This is a genomic window from Microbacterium sp. Soil_N32 (assembly GCF_057655505.1).
On the sequence record NZ_JBDGME010000016.1, the window covers coordinates 59,930 to 73,001 of the forward strand.

General features: G+C 70.0%; 14 protein-coding genes and 1 pseudogene. 8 read left to right on the forward strand and 7 right to left on the reverse strand.

The window, feature by feature from the left end; genetic code table 11:
* Positions 1-103 precede the first annotated feature (103 nt).
* From AC3A3J_RS04405 to AC3A3J_RS04415, 3 genes and pseudogenes are all read left to right on the forward strand, one after another.
* On the forward strand, positions 104-643 hold the full coding sequence (locus tag AC3A3J_RS04405) for a hypothetical protein (RefSeq protein ID WP_487671117.1): 540 nt from the start codon (positions 104-106) through the stop codon (positions 641-643).
* A 4-nt stretch (positions 644-647) separates the two neighbouring features.
* Positions 648-1,034, forward strand: coding sequence for a hypothetical protein (locus AC3A3J_RS04410; protein WP_487671118.1), 387 nt, complete (start codon positions 648-650; stop codon positions 1,032-1,034).
* Positions 1,027-1,152: pseudogene (locus tag AC3A3J_RS04415) on the forward strand (LLM class flavin-dependent oxidoreductase); the annotation flags it as partial. The gene AC3A3J_RS04410 and the pseudogene AC3A3J_RS04415, both read left to right, overlap by 8 nt.
* Before the next feature lie 114 nt (positions 1,153-1,266).
* On the opposite strand, the gene AC3A3J_RS04420 reads toward AC3A3J_RS04415, so the two are convergent.
* Both AC3A3J_RS04420 and AC3A3J_RS04425 read right to left on the reverse strand, forming a co-directional pair.
* Positions 1,267-1,737, reverse strand: a complete 471-nt coding sequence (locus AC3A3J_RS04420) for an ASCH domain-containing protein (protein WP_487671119.1) — start codon at positions 1,735-1,737, stop codon at positions 1,267-1,269.
* A gap of 17 nt (positions 1,738-1,754) precedes the next feature.
* Positions 1,755-3,512, reverse strand: coding sequence for an alkaline phosphatase family protein (locus AC3A3J_RS04425; protein ID WP_487671120.1), 1,758 nt, complete (start codon positions 3,510-3,512; stop codon positions 1,755-1,757).
* A 100-nt stretch (positions 3,513-3,612) separates the two neighbouring features.
* Here AC3A3J_RS04425 and AC3A3J_RS04430 point away from each other — a divergent pair, with 100 nt between their 5' ends.
* Together AC3A3J_RS04430 and AC3A3J_RS04435 are read left to right on the forward strand one after the other, a co-directional pair.
* A complete protein-coding gene (locus AC3A3J_RS04430) occupies positions 3,613-3,906 on the forward strand; it encodes a hypothetical protein (protein WP_487671121.1) in 294 nt (97 codons plus the stop codon).
* Between the two features lie 164 nt (positions 3,907-4,070).
* Positions 4,071-5,498 carry a CCA tRNA nucleotidyltransferase gene (locus AC3A3J_RS04435; protein WP_487671122.1) on the forward strand — a complete coding sequence of 476 codons (1,428 nt, stop codon included), beginning with the start codon at positions 4,071-4,073 and terminating at the stop codon, positions 5,496-5,498.
* Between the two features lie 4 nt (positions 5,499-5,502).
* Here the strand turns inward: AC3A3J_RS04435 and AC3A3J_RS04440 are convergent, their stop codons facing one another.
* The 3 genes from AC3A3J_RS04440 to AC3A3J_RS04450 are packed head-to-tail and all read right to left on the reverse strand — an operon-like array spanning position 5,503 to position 7,063.
* Positions 5,503-5,655 carry a hypothetical protein gene (locus AC3A3J_RS04440; RefSeq protein ID WP_487671123.1) on the reverse strand — a complete coding sequence of 51 codons (153 nt, stop codon included), beginning with the start codon at positions 5,653-5,655 and terminating at the stop codon, positions 5,503-5,505.
* Entirely contained in the window at positions 5,652-6,713 is a 1,062-nt protein-coding gene (locus AC3A3J_RS04445) for a DUF1700 domain-containing protein (RefSeq protein ID WP_487671124.1), read from the reverse strand. Before AC3A3J_RS04445 ends, AC3A3J_RS04440 begins: the two co-directional genes overlap by 4 nt.
* Positions 6,710-7,063, reverse strand: a complete 354-nt coding sequence (locus AC3A3J_RS04450) for a PadR family transcriptional regulator (protein ID WP_487671125.1) — start codon at positions 7,061-7,063, stop codon at positions 6,710-6,712. The genes AC3A3J_RS04445 and AC3A3J_RS04450 overlap by 4 nt, the downstream gene beginning before the upstream one ends.
* A gap of 149 nt (positions 7,064-7,212) precedes the next feature.
* Between AC3A3J_RS04450 and AC3A3J_RS04455 the strand changes: the two genes are divergently transcribed.
* The 3 genes from AC3A3J_RS04455 (at position 7,213) to AC3A3J_RS04465 (ending at position 10,682) form a co-directional block, all read left to right on the forward strand.
* Positions 7,213-8,541, forward strand: coding sequence for an AfsR/SARP family transcriptional regulator (locus AC3A3J_RS04455; protein ID WP_487671126.1), 1,329 nt, complete (start codon positions 7,213-7,215; stop codon positions 8,539-8,541).
* A gap of 114 nt (positions 8,542-8,655) precedes the next feature.
* On the forward strand, positions 8,656-10,221 hold the full coding sequence (gene exaC / locus AC3A3J_RS04460; protein WP_487671127.1) for an acetaldehyde dehydrogenase ExaC: 1,566 nt from the start codon (positions 8,656-8,658) through the stop codon (positions 10,219-10,221).
* A gap of 74 nt (positions 10,222-10,295) precedes the next feature.
* Positions 10,296-10,682 carry a DUF779 domain-containing protein gene (locus AC3A3J_RS04465; protein ID WP_487671128.1) on the forward strand — a complete coding sequence of 129 codons (387 nt, stop codon included), beginning with the start codon at positions 10,296-10,298 and terminating at the stop codon, positions 10,680-10,682.
* 258 nt (positions 10,683-10,940) lie between these two features.
* Here AC3A3J_RS04465 and AC3A3J_RS04470 read toward each other — a convergent pair whose 3' ends face one another.
* Entirely contained in the window at positions 10,941-12,065 is a 1,125-nt protein-coding gene (locus AC3A3J_RS04470; protein ID WP_487671129.1) for a hypothetical protein, read from the reverse strand.
* The gene (locus tag AC3A3J_RS04475; protein WP_487671130.1) at positions 12,062-13,030 is read right to left on the reverse strand and encodes a hypothetical protein; all 969 of its coding nucleotides are present in this window, start codon (positions 13,028-13,030) and stop codon (positions 12,062-12,064) included. The genes AC3A3J_RS04470 and AC3A3J_RS04475 overlap by 4 nt, the downstream gene beginning before the upstream one ends.
* Between the last annotated feature and the right edge of the window lie 42 nt (positions 13,031-13,072).

Here is a 13,072-nt window from a genome sequence, read left to right on the forward strand (position 1 = left end):
CCAATCGCTTGTTTAGCAACCATTTCGACGCAGACACCTCCCCCCGACGGCACGACCTGACCCGACCGCTATCATTTGGGCAAGCGCCACGATTGGGGATCAGATGACCGACGAGACCACCGATCACGACGAGCCAGGAACTCCGGACCTGTTGGAGAACACGAACGAGCCGAACGGCCCCGACCCGGTGGAGGAGCAGATCGAGTCGGAAGAGCAGATTCTTGAAAACGCTGAAGAACTGATCAAGGATCCGGCTCCACTACTGCGCAAGATCAGGCTGGACCCCAACGCGCTCTCGCACATCGGCGACGGGTTGCGCGCTCTGCGAGAGGGAGTGAGCGACTTCTTCGTAGCTGGAGATCGAAGCGCCGGACGGACGAAGGACTCCGCCGATCGGGTCATCAAGCTCATCGAGTCTGAGTTGGATCGCGAAGGATTGTCGCCGAAGGAACGGCTTGAATTCATTCGGGCTGGCGAGCGCATGGCGGGCAAGGTCGGAGACAGCGAGGGCAGCGTGCGAGACGCAAACGAACGGACCTTCGGCAAGATCGTGGGCATAGCGGCTGGGGCTACCGTAGGGGTTCTAGTGCTGGGCTACCTCGCCAAGGAGGGCAAGCTGCCTCCGATGCCGCCAACTACATAACGCCATGGCGCTGACCCACCATGTCAAGAGCAAGCTCTCTCCGGTTCGTCAGTTCCTCAATGAGAGCGCTCCTTACTCCTCCTCGCGGGAAGCCCAGGGGCATCTCGGCAAGGACATCGCTCGGGAGTTCCGCTTCGATGAACTGATGGCTCAGGAACTGGCATTCCACGTCCTAGGAGCAGTCGAAGACAAGCGCAGCCACTCCGCACCTCTGGGGACCGCCTTCGACTACCGAGCACGGATGATGCTCGGGGGCTTCACGCTCGAGGGTACGGTGGCGCTCATTGGCCTCGAGACCCTCCAGCAGGACACCCTGGGTATAAGGTGCGGCAAACACATGACACAGGTGCTCACCGAGGCCTTCGATCTCGCCTCCGAAAAAGCTGCCTAATCAGCTCGGACCGGAGTACAACCTGCACGTGCTCGAAGCGTTCGCCGAGCACGTCGCCCCCGCCCTCGGGTGGAAGCCGAACACCGAGGGACCCGTTCAGGGCGACCCGATCGTCTGATCCTGCCCTCGGCCGTCTCGCCGCACCGTCGACAACGACTCAGGACCCAGCCCCACCCGCACCCCGGATCCCGGCCGATCCGGGGCTCTGCGGCGGCCGTGTCCTGAGTTGTCGTCAGGCCGCCGGGAAGACCAGGCGGAAGCGCTCGCAGATCACGGGCATGTCGGGCGCGAAGCCCCGGGGATTCTCGGAGTGGGCGCGCCAGTACCGTTCGTGGATCTCGCGCCACGACGCGAGGGTGCGGTCGTCTTCGCCCTCGGAGTGCGCGTGCTCGGCGGTGACCTCGTCGAACGGAACTGTCTGCAGATCGGTGGTCTCGAGCACCGCCCGGGGCGTGCCGGTGCCGTCGAGGATGATGCTGAACTCGCCGACGTACGGCTCGGGGTCTCCGGTCGCCTCGTAGTCCCAGAGTGACGAGGCGGTGCCGGTCTTGATGCCCGCCAGCACCAGCTCGAGCAGCCCATCGGCGTGCGCCGGCGTCGCACCGAAGGCCCACGCACCGGGCACGGCCTCGGGAAGCTCCGGATGCTGCGCTCGCACCTCCCGCCAGAACGAGGCGAGTGTGGCGGGGTCGGCGGTGATCATCCCCTCAGCCTAGAAGCTCACGACGCGGTGGCCGGGCCGAACAGCTCCTCGCCGTGCTCGTGCAGCAGACGGTAGGCGTCGGCGAAGGTCTGCGGCTCGGGCTCGTCGGGCCTGCCGTACTTCGCGATGAGAAGCCCGAGCAGCCCCCGCGCGGGCGGGGTGAGGGGCTTCGTCTCGGCGGGATGGCCGGGCTTCGGCTCGGTGGCCTCGGGGTTGGGCGGCGTGTAGGCCGGAGTGGTGACCGGCCAGTCGGCGGGGTGCCGCGGCTGCGACAGATTCACGACCGAGTAAAGGGTGTTGGCCGATTGGTCGCGGTCATTCAGCGGCCGCAGGCCGTGCAGGCGGGAGAGGGTCGCGGTGACCGAGCCGTGGTGCATCTCGTCGTGGAGGATCGTGCCGCGGCGCGTGTACGCAGACACCGCGATCGCCGGCACCCGGCATCCGAGGCGGTCGAAGGTGAAGCCCATCTCGCCCGCCCCCGTGTCGGGGGTGGGCTTCGTCGCCGACGGCGGGGGCACGTGATCGTAGCATCCGCCGTGCTCGTCGAAGGTGATCAGCAGCAGGGTATTCACCGCATTCGAACCCGTCGGCGAGGCGCTCGTACGCACCGCCTCGTAGACGTCGTGGATCAGCCGGTCGCCGGCCCGCACGTCGGAGATCGCGCTGTCGTACACCGGCTCGCCGTCGACCTCGCTCTCGCGCGGCGACCCGAACGGCGGGTGGAAGTCGTTGTGGTCGTAGACCATGCGCGGCTCGATGAAGGCGTAGGCGGGGAGCGTGCCCGCTGCCGCCTCGGCGTAGAAGTCCTTCATCGTGCCGAAATGCTCGGTGCGCCAGTACTTCTCGAGCACCGCGGCGTGCAGCATGCCGGTGAACGACACGAGCTGCAGCTCGTCGATGTAGATCTTCCAGCTGACGTTCTCGTCTTCGAGGCGGTTGAAGACGGTGGGGGCGGCCGGAGCATCCAGCCACTTGCGGTATCCGCCGCCGCCCTGATTCGTGACGAACCCGTGCGACGTCGACGCGTGGAAGAACGAGCGGTTGCAGAACGTCTGCGACGGCACGCCCGCGAACCAGTGGTCGAAGACCGCGAACTCGTTCGCGAGCGTCGAGAGCACCGGCAGCATCTCGGGCGAGAACGAGCCCATGATGTGCGCGGCCTCCTCCGGCTTCGGCTCGGTGCCTCCGCGCAGTCGGCGGAAGTTGATGATGTAGTCGTCGAGGAACCCCGACATCGTCGCCTTCTCGCCGTGCGTCGGGGCGTTGAAGGGCGCGCTCATCTCGTCGACGAAGAGGTCGGCATTGCCCTTCGGGTCGACGGTGCCGAAGATCTGCGTGTTGACGTGCGGGTACTCCTCGCCCGGATCGGGGTCGGGGAGGCTCATGATGCGATCGGTGTCGCCCGTGTACACGTGGGCGTCCACGACGGTGCCGTCGGATGCCGTATTACTGTGCGAGCCGAAGGCGAGGCCCTCGAAGTGCTCGCCGTCCGGCAGGTTCGACGACGAGTACAGGTAGCCGAGCAGGTTGTCGAACGAGCGGTTCTCGCCCATCACCACGACGATGTGGTCGAAGCCGGGTTCGCTGCGCGGGGTGAGGCCGGCGAAGGGGTCGGGGCCGCTCGCGAAGCCGTCGCGACCGTTCGCGGTGACGGATGCTCCGATCGCCGCCCCCGCGACGCCTCCGATGGCCGCGCCCGCGAGGGCCGCGCCGCCGAGCTTCAGGAACCCGCGGCGCGACGATTCGCGGGGTGTGGGTGCCGCATCCGCTGCCATCCGCCGATCCTATGGCGGCGGTCTCCTCGGTGGAATACCCGCGTGCCGAGGACGCACTCGACCCCTGGGCATCCGGGCGCGCGGTCGATAGCGTGGAGGCATGAGCTACCCCGGGGAATCTTCGGTCGACGGTCGGGTGCGCGCGGTCGAGAAGGAGTACGCCGCGCGGCAGACGCGCATGTTCGTGCTCTTCGCGCTGATCGAGGGCATCGTGCTGCTCGTCGGCGTCGGGCTGATCTACGGTCTCGAGGTCGTCGACCCCGAACTCGGTGTGCTGCTGCTGCTCGGCGTCGCCGTCATCGGCGGCAGTGCGCTGTCGATGCTGCTCCTACGGCACATGCAGGCGCGCCGCCGCGCCGTGGCGCAGGCCCGGGGCGAGAACCCCCTGTTCTGAGCATCCGCCCCGCCGCCGGCGCGAAAACCCAGACAGGACGCTTTCGACTCGGCGTGTCGCGGCATGACTCGCCGAGAGCGACGTGGACGCCTTCCGTTTTCGCCAGGTGAGGCGAGCCCGGGGAGAACGGGGGGTGGCGACAGCCGCCGGGTACGCTGGAAACCATGCTCAACATGGCCGACGGCCTCGCCCGTCTCGGCGCGCTCGCCGAGAATCCGGTGGTCCGCACCCTCGCGGATGCCTTCGCCGCCGCGGGCTTCGATCTCGCCGTCGTGGGCGGTCCCGTGCGCGACGCGCTGCTCGGGCGCGAGACCCACGACCTCGACTTCACGACCAACGCGCTGCCCGACGACATCCTGCGCATCGTTCGGCCGATCTCGACCGCCCAGTGGGACATCGGGCGCGCCTTCGGCACCATCGGGGCGCGCGTGCAGAAGGAGCAGGTCGAGATCACGACTTACCGCGCCGACAGTTACGACGGCGTCACCCGCAAGCCGACCGTCGAGTTCGGCGACACCATCGACGCCGACCTCGTGCGGCGCGACTTCACGGTCAACGCGATGGCGCTGAAGGTGCCGTCGGTCACGCTCGTCGACCCGACCGGCGGTGTCGAAGATCTGGTCGCCGGCGTGCTGCGCACCCCCACCGACCCCGATGTCTCGTTCGGCGACGACCCGCTGCGTATGCTGCGCGCGGCCCGATTCAGCGCGCAGCTCGGCTTCGACATCGACCCGGGCACCCTCGACGCCGTCACCCGCCTGCGCGGAACGCTGAGCATCGTCAGCCCCGAGCGCATCCAGTCGGAGCTCGTGCGCCTGCTGCAGACCGACGACCCGGTGCGCGGCATCCGCGCCCTCGTCGAGACCGGCCTGATCGACGAGTTCCTGCCCGAGGTCAGCGCCCTCAAGCTCGAGGTCGACGAGCACCACCACCACAAGGACGTGTACGAGCACTCGCTCACGGTGCTGCGTCAGGCGATCGCGCTCGAGCACGCCCGCCATCCGGGTGCCGCCCCCGATGTGCCGCTGCGCATCGCCGCACTGCTGCACGACATCGGCAAGCCCCGCACGCGCAAGCTCGAAGCCGGGGGAGCGGTCACGTTCCATCACCACGACGTCGTCGGCGGGCGCATGGCCCGCAAGCGTCTGCAGGCGCTGCGCTTCGACACGGCCACGACGGATGCCGTCGTCACGCTGATCGAGCTGCACCTGCGGTTCTTCGGCTACGCGGAGGGGGCCTGGACCGACGCCGCGGTGCGCCGGTACGTGCGCGACGCGGGCGACCTGCTGGAGCGCCTGCACATCCTCACCCGCGCCGACGTCACCACCCGCAACAAGCGCAAGGCCTCGCGACTCGCCTCCGCTTACGACGACATCGAGGCGCGCATCGCCGCCCTCGCCGAGCAGGAGGAGCTCGACGCGATGCGTCCGGAGCTCGACGGCAACCGCATCCAGGAGGTGCTCGGCATCCGCCCCGGCCGCGAGGTCGGCGAGGCCTACCGGTTCCTGCTCGACCTGCGCCTCGACGAGGGCGTGCTCGGTCCCGAGGTCGCCGAGCAGCGCCTGCGCGACTGGTGGGCCGCGCGCGGCTGAGGAATCACCCCGCGGCCGGGGCGACCCCCGCGTGATCGGGCGCCTCGGGCGCCGATGCCGCCGCCGTGCCCGCGTCGGTCGCCGCCGTACCGGCGAGGGCGGCCCGCACCAGGTGGGTGAGGTCGATCGAGACGATCCGCTCGTTGCCGTTCATCACGGCGCCGGGGTCTCGACGGGGGCGGGCGCCTCGGGGGTCGCGTCCGGTGTCGGCGCATCCGGCGCCGGGGTGGCCTCGCCGAGACCGGGGGCGCGGAGGAACGGGGGGAGCGGTCGCTCGGTCGTCGATCGGCGCGGCTCGAGAGTCATCTCGTCGACCTCCGCCTCGTCGAGCGGGTACACGTTCCACAGCGGACGACCGCGGAAGTCCTCGCCGGGAATCGTGACGATCGTGCCGTCGGGCTTGAGTCCGTACGAGGCCGCAGCGTCGCCGGCGGTGGCGCTGTACCACCCGTTCTCGCCGTAGAGGTTCAGCGGTGTGCCCCGGTCGGTGTACAGCTGCACCTGGTCGAGGGGCTCGCCGTCGGCGTCGTACGCGAAGATGTTGCCCACCTGCACGCCGTCGAGCAGCAGGCCGGAGTCGTTCGGGTACTGGTCGTAGACGTACTCCACGCGCGGCGACAGCACCGACGGGATCGCCATGAGGAGCGCGAGCGCCGCCACGACGCTGAAGACGGTGCGGATGTGCCGCAGGGGGTTGCGCGGCAGCCAGAGTCCGCGGCCCCACTGCACGCTGACCAGGGCGAGCACGAGGATGACGAGCCACTCCACGGCCGAGTCGGGCACCATCCAGTGCGCCGAGTTCGCGCCCGGGGCGATGAAGAACCGCAGCACGACGAAGAACCCGTAGCCCCGCAGCACCCACCACACCGGCCGCAGGGTGACGGCGAGGTCGAGCAGCCAGGCCCCGAAGGCACTGCGTCGCATGCTCTCGGCCGTGCGTCGGCGCCAGGCGGTGAAGCGCTCGGCGACGGGCAGCTCGTGGTCGGGGGCGCCGCGCGGGGGGAGCCCGGCCGCCGATCGCAGCTCTTCGGCGTAGGCGCCGGGGTCGCCGAGGTCGAGCACGCCGTCGTTGTCGGCGGCCTGTTCGGCGAGGTCTGCGCCGAGGCCGGTCATGATCTCGTCGAGCTCGTCTTCGGGCAGGTCGTCGAGGTGCGTGCGCACGGCGGCGGCGAACGAGCGGATCTGCTCGTCGAGCGAGACGCGGGTGTCGTTCATGAGTTCTCTCCGTTCGAGGATGCTCCGGCGGTGGCGTCGGTGAGCAGGGTCGACATGGCGCCGGCGAAGCCCCGCCAGGTGAGGGACTGCGCCTGCAGTGCGGTGCGCCCCTGGGGGGTGATGGCGTAGTACTTGCGGTGCGGCCCGCCGTCGGAGGGGACGACGTAGCTCGAGAGGCTGCCGGCGGCGTAGAGGCGCCGCAGGGTGCCGTAGACCGAGGCGTCGCCGACGTCGCCGAGCCCGGCATCGCGCAGCCGGCGGACGATGTCGTAGCCGTACCCGTCTTCCGTGCGCAGCACGGCGAGCACGGCGACGTCGAGAACGCCCTTGAGCAGTTGCGTGGTGTCCATGCACCCTCCTTCACTGCGATGCACACTACCACGCAGTGCGCAGTAGTCCGCAAGGCGCAACATAAGCCGCGTGCCGACAAGACGGGTACCGCCGCGTGATCCGCGCTCCTACACTGGGACGAGGCTCCCCTCCGAGGAACGGAAGTCCTGTGACGGCGCAGTGGCAGATCTCCCGAAAGGCCTTTCCCGAGGCCTCGCGCCTCATCATCGAGCGCGCGCACGAAGAGCTCATCGCCGGCAACCTCGACGATCGGCGGCTGCAGCAGGTGCGCCCCCTGGTGCGCGCATCCTGGGAGCGATCGTGGCGTGGACGCGTCGGACCCGAGACGCCGCCCGACCTCGCCCTCGCGCACGACGAGCTGCTCGCCTACCGCGCGGCCCACCCGCTCGCCGCGGCCATGGACACGATCCGCGGCCTGCTGCTGCCGGGCAGCCCCGAGGACTCCGGTGTGCTCGTCGCGATCGGCGATCAGGCCGGGCGGCTGCTGTGGATCGAGGGCGACCGCCAGGTGCGGAACCTCACCGACGGCATGGGGTTCGTCGCCGGAGCGAACTGGGCCGAGAATGCCGTAGGCACCTCCGCCCCCGGTACGGCGCTCGAACTCGGCGAACCCGTTCAGATCCGCGGCGCGGAGCACTACAACCGCCTCGTGCATCCGTGGTCGTGCACCGCGGCACCCGTGCGCGACCCGGAGACGCGGCGGGTGCTCGGCGTGATCGACGTCACCGGCGGACCCGACGTCGTCACACCCCAGGCCCGTCTGCTCGTCGACGCGACCGTGCGGGCGGTCGAGTCCGAGACGCTCGTCACCCGCCTGCGCGCCCGCGCCGAGCACACCCCTCGCGTGCCCTCGGCCCCGACGCGTATACGGCCGGCGACCCGCGCCACGCTGCACGTGCTGGGCCGAGACAGGGCACGGCTCGAGACGGCATCCGAGCACGAGGAATCGGTCGTCGAGCTCAGCGCCCGGCACGCGGCGATCCTGCTCATGCTGGCCGTGCATCGGCAGGGTCTCTCGGCCGAACGGCTCACTGAGCTCGTGTACGGACCCGGCGTCTCGCCCGACACGCTCCGCCCCGAGATGGTGCGCCTGCGCAAGGCGCTCGAGGGTCGGATGCCCGGGCTGGTGCCCGAGTCGAGACCGTACCGCCTGCCCGCCGTGCTCGACACCGACGCCCACGACGTGCTGTCGCTGCTCGACCGCGGCGCCCACCGCGTGGCGCTCACCGCCTACCGCGGCCCCGTGTTGCCCGAATCGACGTCGCCCGGGGTCGAGGAGTTCCGCGAGACGGTGCGGGGTGCGCTGCGCGAGGCGATGCTCTCGGAGGCCAGCCTCGACGTGCTGCTCGCGTACGCCGAGATCCCCGAGGGGCAGGCGGATGCCGAGGTGCTGCGCCTCGCCCTGGAGATGTTGCCCGCGCGCTCGCCGAAGCGCACGGGACTCGTCTCGCGCATCGAACGCCTCGACCGGTCCTGAGTCGGCGGCACCGCAACCCGACGCAACGTTGCGCACCGGGCTGCAACCTCCCGCGGCCTACCGTCGTCGGAACAGCCGCGCACCGAGGCGCGGCCGCAGTCCGAGGGAGTCACCATGACCATCGTCGAAGAAGACGTGTCCACCGCTCCGGCATCCGCCGCCTATGCCGCCCCGGGGCAGCGCGGCTCGATCGCCGACTACCGCCCGCGCTACGGCCACTACATCGGCGGCGAATTCGTCGAACCCGCCAAGGGCCAGTACTTCGAGAACGTGAGCCCGGTCAACGGCAAGCCGTTCACCGAGGTCGCCCGCGGCACGAGCGAAGACATCGACCGCGCGGTCGACGTCGCCTGGAAGGCGTTCGCCGGCTGGGGTAAGACGAGCCCGGCCGAACGCTCCGTGGTGCTGAACCGCATCGCCGACCGCATGGAGCAGCACCTCGAGCGCATCGCCGTCGCCGAGACGTGGGAGAACGGCAAGCCCGTGCGCGAGACCCTCGCCGCCGACATCCCCCTGGCGGTCGACCACTTCCGCTACTTCGCCGGTGTGCTCCGTGCGCAGGAGGGCGGCATCAGCCAGCTCGACGAGAACACCGTCGCGTACCACTTCCACGAGCCCCTCGGCGTGGTCGGGCAGATCATTCCGTGGAACTTCCCCATCCTCATGGCGGTGTGGAAGCTGGCCCCGGCGCTCGCCGCAGGCAACTGCGTCGTCATCAAGCCCGCCGAGCAGACCCCTGCGTCGATCCTGTTCCTGTTCGACATCATCGGCGACCTGCTGCCGGCCGGAGTGGTCAACATCGTGAACGGCTTCGGCATCGAGGCGGGCGCCCCGCTCGCCCAGCACAAGCGCATCCGCAAGGTCGCCTTCACGGGCGAGACGACCACCGGCCGCCTCATCATGCAGTACGCGTCGCAGAACCTCATCCCGGTGACGCTCGAGCTCGGGGGCAAGAGCCCGAACGTGTTCTTCGAAGACGTCGCGCGGTCGACCAGCGACCCGTTCTACGACAAGGCGCTCGAAGGCTTCACGATGTTCGCGCTCAACCAGGGAGAGGTGTGCACCTGCCCGTCGCGCGCGCTCATCCAGCGGTCGATCTACGACGGCTTCCTCGCCGATGGCCTGGAGAGGGTCGGCAAAGTCGTGCAGGGCAACCCGCTGGATCCTGCGACGATGATCGGCGCCCAGGCATCCAACGACCAGCTCGAGAAGATCCTCAGCTACATCGACATCGGGAAGCAGGGCGGGGCGCGACTGCTCACGGGCGGTGAGCGGGTCGACCTCGGCGGCGACCTGAGCGAGGGGTTCTACGTCGCCCCGACCGTGTTCGAGGGCACGAACGACATGCGCATCTTCCAGGAGGAGATCTTCGGCCCGGTGCTCTCGGTCACCTCGTTCGACGACTACGCCGACGCGATCTCGATCGCCAATGACACCCTCTACGGCCTCGGAGCCGGGGTGTGGAGCCGCAGCGGCGACACCGCCTACCGCGCGGGCCGCGCGATCGAGGCCGGGCGCGTGTGGACCAACACGTACCACCAGTACCCGGCGCACGCCGCGTTCGGCGGGTACAAGCAGTCGGGCGTGGGCCGCGAGAACCACAAGATGATGCTCGACCATTACCAGCAGACGAAGAACCTCCTCGTCTCGTACGCCGAGGGGCCGATGGGCTTCTTCTGAGCTCGACCCCCGGGCGGGCGCATGTCGTCCGCCCGGGGTCTCGACCGCATCCGACCAACGAGGAAGGCGCTGAGATGACATCGACCGAGACGCACCGCCGGGTGGATGTGACGGATGCCGCAGCCTCGCTGCTGCGCGACCTCAGCGCGCAGCACGGGCCGCTCATGTTCCACCAGTCGGGCGGATGCTGCGACGGCTCGTCGCCGATGTGCTACCCGGTGGGGATGTTCCTCACCGGCCCGGGCGACGTGCTGCTCGGCGCCCTCGACGTGGGTCTCGACGACCCCGTCGAGGTGTACATGTCGGCGTCGCAGTTCGAGTACTGGAAGTACACGCACCTGACGATCGACGTCGTGCCGGGGCGCGGGGCGGGGTTCAGCGTGGAGGGGCCGACGGGGATGCGCTTCCTCATCCGGTCGCGCATGCTCGACCCCGCCGAACTCGCGCACTTCGGCCTCTGAGAATCGCGTGCGGTCGGGCGGGGACCGGAAGCCTGAACGATCGTGCAACCGACTGCAACCCTCAGCGACTTAGCATTTCCCCACAGCCGATATCGCCGGTCCCCAGCCGGCGACGGCGCGACGGCTCGGCCGTCTGCGGAGGGAGAGTGGATTTCCTTCTGATCCCGAGGGGGGATGGGGTGGGCCGTCGGTCCCCAGTCGGCGCCCACCCTCACCCGGGATCGCGCCCCGGTGCTGCGGGGCCGTGCGTCCCGGCGCTCAGAGCGACCGGATGACGGTCCACGCCACGATCGCCCCCACCATGACGACCAGCGGGATCCAGGTCGTGCGCTTCTTCAGCCGACGACCCTGCGGCGCCACCCCGGCCGGGGGCCGGAGCAGCCCGACCGGCGTGGCGAACGGCAGCGCGCCGGGTGCGGGCGACCCGGGTGCGGCGGCGTGCGCGGTCGGCGACAGGCTCAGGCGCTCGTCCCTCCAGCGCGCCCACTGGTCGAGTTTCGCGATGAGCGCACCGACGACGCCGAAGAGCCAGGCCCACGTGGCCGGGTCGAGCGTCGAGGCCTCGCGCTTCGTGTAGAGGAACATCCAGTCGTCGACGATCTCGACGTCGAGTTCGGCGGCGTGATCGATGAAGCGCGCCATGATGTCGGGCGTGAACAGGTACAGCGCATCCTGCTCGTAGCCCTCGGGGCAGTACAGCGTGAAGTGCTGGTCGAAGTCGCCCTCGAGCGAGAGCCGCTGCGCGCGCTGGAACGACGCGGGCAGATTCGACCCGAACCCGTTGTTGCCGAGCGCGTCGAGCACGATGTTGGGCAGCGGCACGTCGAGCTTCACCGCGACGTAGCCCCAGCGGTAGGTGGTCGAGCTCTTCCCCTGCTTGACGGTGTACTGGTAGTTGCCGAACTCGACGAACCGCGGCCGGGTGCCGCGCACGAGGTCGGTCGCCACACGACCCGAGCCGAGGCCGAAGATCATGCCAGGCAGCCCCGGGCTCGCGATGCGGTCGACGTACTCCATGCCGTTCGCCCGGGCGAACATGCCGAGACGGTAGCGGCGGATGCGGTTCGCCCGCCGCACGAACAGCCCGATCGCGATCCCGCCGCCGACGACCAGCACGAGGACGCCGACGAGGAGGGCCACGCCCGCGCCGCCGCCCGTCGGTGAGATGCTGCGCACGAGTCCGCCCACGAGGAAGACGCCGATGAGGCAGGCGAAGACGATCGCGAACGCCGCGATGATCGCCCCGACGACCGTTCCGGCCGACGCCGACGACGAGGTGCGCCCCGCCTTGAGCTCGGCTGCGAAGGCGGCGACGGCGACCGGATCGACGGGTGCGGTCAACGGCGTCGCATCGAACGACGAGGTCGGGTGCGAAGAGCTCATCGGTTCACCTCGTCGGCATCCCAGGTGAGGTCGGCGCCTTCGGGGACGGCCAGCGCCTCGACCCCCTCGGTCGCGCACAGGGCCGTGATGAGCGCGGCCGACCCGCCGACGATGGTCGAGTCGAAGTCGATCTCGCTCGCCATGATCCAGGCGCGATCGTCGGGCCAGAGGATGTTCGGCGCCTGTGCCGAGGGCGCGAACCCGTGCTCCTCGGCCACGCGGTCGCGCCAGGCGGCGTCGAGGATCCAGTCGGGGTCGGCGAATGCGCGCGGCGCCGCGGAGAACAGCACGTACCCGCGACCGGGCAGCTGCAGGCGCGGGCCCTCGGAGATCTCGCGCGACAGCATGCCCTCCTGCCAGGTCGGCTTCCGGAAGACGTTGTTGAACGGATCGTGGGTGCTGCGGTCGAGCATCGCGCGGTGCTGCGGGTCGTCGTCGACGGGGAAGAATTCGCGCGAGGGGCTGTGGCCGAAGAAGCCCAGCAGGCCGCCGTAGCCCTCCCAGATCGCGGCGACGCCGGAGTCGGGCGTGGTCGTGTGGGCGTCGAGAACCGCGGCGACCCGGGCGAGCTGGGCGCGGTCGAGCTCGCCCTCGAGCGGCGCGGTGAACTCCCGCCTGCTCGGCGAGATGCGCGAGCGCCAGTCCTCGCCCTGGGGCGTGCGCACGATCCGGTGCCACTGGGCGAGCGGGTGCAGGGTGGTGCCGAAATCTGCGGCCGCCTCGGCCCAGGTCGACTCCGCGTCGACGAAGGCGTCGAGCAGGCGGTGCTGCTCGTGCTCGGGCATCCGCTCCCATTCGTCCGTCGACGGCACCGGACGATCGGGCAGCGCACGGACGGTCGGACGGTGGAAGATGCGCGCGTACGCCGAGAATCCGCGGGGGACGACGCCGTGCATCGTCGCGTAGCTGGGATCGAGCCGCTGCCCGATCCAGTCGCCGACGCTCGGGTTCGCGATCCACTCCATGCGACCACGGTACCGGGAGCCCCCGAAGCGCCCGCCATAATC

Coding starts and splice junctions, on each gene's coding strand:
- AC3A3J_RS04405 (WP_487671117.1), top strand. CDS start 104: ATGACCGACGAGACCACCGATCACGACGAGCCAGGAACTCCGGACCTG.
- AC3A3J_RS04410 (WP_487671118.1), top strand. CDS start 648: ATGGCGCTGACCCACCATGTCAAGAGCAAGCTCTCTCCGGTTCGTCAG.
- AC3A3J_RS04420 (WP_487671119.1), bottom strand. CDS start 1,737: ATGATCACCGCCGACCCCGCCACACTCGCCTCGTTCTGGCGGGAGGTG.
- AC3A3J_RS04425 (WP_487671120.1), bottom strand. CDS start 3,512: ATGGCAGCGGATGCGGCACCCACACCCCGCGAATCGTCGCGCCGCGGG.
- AC3A3J_RS04430 (WP_487671121.1), top strand. CDS start 3,613: ATGAGCTACCCCGGGGAATCTTCGGTCGACGGTCGGGTGCGCGCGGTC.
- AC3A3J_RS04435 (WP_487671122.1), top strand. CDS start 4,071: ATGCTCAACATGGCCGACGGCCTCGCCCGTCTCGGCGCGCTCGCCGAG.
- AC3A3J_RS04445 (WP_487671124.1), bottom strand. CDS start 6,713: ATGAACGACACCCGCGTCTCGCTCGACGAGCAGATCCGCTCGTTCGCC.
- AC3A3J_RS04450 (WP_487671125.1), bottom strand. CDS start 7,063: ATGGACACCACGCAACTGCTCAAGGGCGTTCTCGACGTCGCCGTGCTC.
- exaC (WP_487671127.1), top strand. CDS start 8,656: ATGACCATCGTCGAAGAAGACGTGTCCACCGCTCCGGCATCCGCCGCC.
- AC3A3J_RS04465 (WP_487671128.1), top strand. CDS start 10,296: ATGACATCGACCGAGACGCACCGCCGGGTGGATGTGACGGATGCCGCA.
- AC3A3J_RS04470 (WP_487671129.1), bottom strand. CDS start 12,065: ATGAGCTCTTCGCACCCGACCTCGTCGTTCGATGCGACGCCGTTGACC.
- AC3A3J_RS04475 (WP_487671130.1), bottom strand. CDS start 13,030: ATGGAGTGGATCGCGAACCCGAGCGTCGGCGACTGGATCGGGCAGCGG.